Annotated in this window: 3 protein-coding genes and 2 pseudogenes; 4 read left to right on the top strand and 1 reads right to left on the bottom strand. The window is 75.1% G+C overall.

Annotation, left to right across the window (positions count from 1 at the left end; genetic code table 11):
* On the bottom strand, positions 1–708 hold a 708-nt coding region (locus ONA70_RS35675; RefSeq protein WP_265010882.1), incomplete at its 3' end, for a helix-turn-helix transcriptional regulator.
* A 58-nt stretch (positions 709–766) separates the two neighbouring features.
* On the opposite strand from ONA70_RS35675, the gene ONA70_RS35670 reads away from it, so the two are divergent.
* From ONA70_RS35670 to ONA70_RS35655, 4 genes and pseudogenes are all read left to right on the top strand, one after another.
* Positions 767–1,573, top strand: coding sequence for a DUF2249 domain-containing protein (locus ONA70_RS35670; RefSeq protein WP_265010880.1), 807 nt, complete (start codon positions 767–769; stop codon positions 1,571–1,573).
* A gap of 144 nt (positions 1,574–1,717) precedes the next feature.
* On the top strand, positions 1,718–2,149 hold the full coding sequence (locus tag ONA70_RS35665; RefSeq protein WP_265010881.1) for a hemerythrin domain-containing protein: 432 nt from the start codon (positions 1,718–1,720) through the stop codon (positions 2,147–2,149).
* A 255-nt stretch (positions 2,150–2,404) separates the two neighbouring features.
* Positions 2,405–2,683, top strand: a pseudogene (locus ONA70_RS35660) (respiratory nitrate reductase subunit gamma); the annotation flags it as partial.
* Positions 2,684–2,699: 16 nt separating this feature from the next.
* Positions 2,700–3,016 (top strand): annotated as a pseudogene (locus tag ONA70_RS35655) (hypothetical protein); the annotation flags it as partial.

Genomic DNA, 3,016 nt, shown 5'->3' with positions numbered 1-3,016 from the left:
CGGCTGACGCCGGCCCCGAGCCGGGCCGAGCTCCGGCATGGCCAGGCGCACCACGCAGGCGTCGGGTGCGCCGAACGGCTCGACCACGGCGCCGGTCGGCGGTGCCCCGGCGTGTTCCAGGGCCCCCCGTACCACGCCGACGTGCAGGTTGCACATCGCGTCGGGGTTGCGGTTGACCAGTTCCAGGAAGGGACAGGTGTGCAGGTGGATCTCGGTCCGACCGGCGGCGGTGTGGTGCAGCCGGGGGCTGAAGCCCAGGCCGCGCAGCACCTCGAAGAGGGTGTCGAGCGGGTCCGTGCCGGCCGGGGTGGCGGCGGCCAGGTGACGGCCCCAGTCCTGCCCGGCTCGGGTGGCTTCGGCGCGTACGTCACCGCCGGTGCGTCGGGACAGGTGGTCGAGCAGCGCGACGGCCAGGGCCCGGTACGGCGCCGGCGCGGGGGCCTCGTTCTCGGCGATCCGGTAGCGCCAGGCCGGCCGGCCGGGTTGGCCGCCGCTGGCCCGGGCCTTGACCAGCAGGCCGGCGTCGACCAACCGGTCCAGGTGGGCGCGGGCCGTGGACGGGTGCAGCCCGGTCCGCTCCCCGATCTCGGCGATGGTCATGCCCCCGCCGGTCGCCCGGATGATGCCCAGGATGGATGCCCGGCTCTCGGTGCCCAGGGCGCGGTGCCGGTCGGCGTCGATCGGCTCCCCGATCGGCCCTGTTCTCAGGGTTTCCACGATGAATAACATTACAACGTCGTTCATCGTCGAAACCACGGGAGTCCCCATGTCCCACGCACGATCAACCGCCGACCGCGCCGCCGCCCGGGCGGTGGTCGGCCACCACGCCCAGCTCGCCACAGCGCTCGACGGGCACCTGGCGGACCTGCTGGCGGCAGCGGACCAGGGCGACACCGCCCGGGCCGGCCAGGTGTGCGACAACCTGCTCGGCTGGCTGCGCGACGAACTGCTGCCGCACGCGCACGCCGAGGAGACCGGCCTCTACCCAGTGGCCGCCGATCGACCGGGGGCCGCGCTGCTGATCCGCGGCATGCGCGCGGAGCACCGGGCGATCACCGACCTGGTGGCCGAGTTCGAAGCCGCCGCGGAGCCGGTACGGGCGGTCGCGGCGGCACGCGCCCTCGCCGCGGTCCTCGCCGTCCACCTGACGAAGGAGAACGAGTTGCTCGTCCCCCTGCTGGTGGACGCCGCGGACGTGTCGCTGGCGACGCTGCTGGACGGGATGCACGACCTGCTCGGCTCCTCGGACTCGTCGGACTCGTCGGGTGGCTGCGGTGGGACCTGTGGGTGCGGCGGTGACCGCGGGTCGGCGGACGCCGCGGCCCCGACGTTGAGCATCGACCCGAGGCTCGACGTCCGGACGCTGCCGCACGACCGGCGGCACGCCACCGTGCTGGCGGCGCTGGAGGCACTGCCCGACGGCGGGGCGCTGGTACTGGTCGCGCCGCACGCGCCCCGGCCGTTGCTGGCCGAGATCGAATCGCGCTACCGGGGCGGCATGGCCGCCGAGTGGCTCCAGGACGGACCGGACACCTGGCAGATCCGGCTGTCCCGACTGCCGCTCACCGCCTGAGCAGTCTGCCGCCGCCGGGACGGCCGGGTCAGGGCCCGCCGTCCCGGCCCACCCGGGTCCTTCGGCCCTGACCGCGGCGGTAGCCGGTGGACACCATGGGCGCGAGTGGGTGGCGTACGGCCGCCCGGCGGAAAGGTGGACCTCGTGTGCAACTACTGCGGCTGCCGGGATTTTCCGCTGATCGGCCGGCTCTCGGCCGAACACGAATCGATCTCCGACGCGGCCGGGCGGCTGCGGTCGGCCGTCCACCGGGGTGACCCGGACGCCCTGCGGGCGCTCGACGAGTTGCTGGCCCTGCTGGCGCCGCACACCGCCGTCGAGGAGGACGGACTCTTCGCCGAACTGCGCGCCGAAGGGAGCCTCGCCGAGGCGGTGGCCCGGCTCTGCGCCGAGCACCGGGACATCCACGACGTGCTCGGCAGCGTCGACCGGGCCGCACCGGACTGGCCGGCGGTGCTCGCCGCTCTCGACCGGCTGCACCGGCACATCGACAACGAGGAGCACGGCCTCTTCCCCGCCGCGGTGATCGCGCTGCCAATCCCCGCCTGGGACCGGATCACCGTTCCTACGGACTGAGCATGGGTTGCACGTGCTCAGCCGCGTGCCCCGAACGGTGTTGGGCACACTGGTCCCCCGCGTTCGCTCCATATCCGGCGCGCACGGATCGTGTCCGTGGGTCCGGAGATACGGGGGCGGGTTTCCTCGCGCTCGGAATTCCCGGTCCGGCCTGGGCGGTCCGATGCCCCTGCTCATCACTCCGGTGGGCAGGGGGCGGTGTCGTCCGTCGCCGAATCGGGTGTCCCTGGGCGCGTCGTCCGATCGCCACGGCGGCGGCGTCGCTCGCTGTTCTACCTCCGCCCCGACCCGGAGGTGATGGCGGGTGTGCCGGTGGGCTTCCAGATCCACGTCCTGGCCGCCTTCGGCCTCTTCGCCTGCTGGCCCTTCACCCGCCTGGTGCACGCCTTCAGCGCGCCGGTCGGGTACGTCACCCGGCCGTACGTGGTCTACCGCAGCCGCGACGAGCGGCAGCCCGGGTTGCGCCCCACCCGGCCCGGCTGGGGCGGGCCGCCCCGCCTGCCCGGCCGGGACCGCACCCGGGTGGGCCGGTGAATCCGCGGGAGGCGCCATGACCATCGCCGTCGAACGCCATCGGCGGGAGCAGGCCACGCCCACCGGCTGGGCGCAGGCCCGCCGGCTCGCCCACGACCTGGCGTCTGCGCTGCCTGCGCAGGCCGTACCGCTGGCCGCCGCGGCCGGTCGGACGCTGGCGGAGCCGGTGCGGGCGGCGGTGCCGCTGCCCGGCTTCGACAACTCCGCCATGGACGGGTACGCGGTCCGCGGCCCCGGTCCCTGGCGGGTCGTCGACCGGGTGCTCGCCGGCCGTACCCGGGTCCCCCCGCCGCGGGGCGGCGGGGCGGGCGTCGAGATCGCCACCGGTGCTCC

It is taken from the genome of Micromonospora yasonensis (assembly GCF_026013475.1).
Lineage (GTDB): Bacteria > Actinomycetota > Actinomycetes > Mycobacteriales > Micromonosporaceae > Micromonospora > Micromonospora yasonensis.
This window is presented reverse-complemented; position numbering and strand designations above follow the sequence as displayed.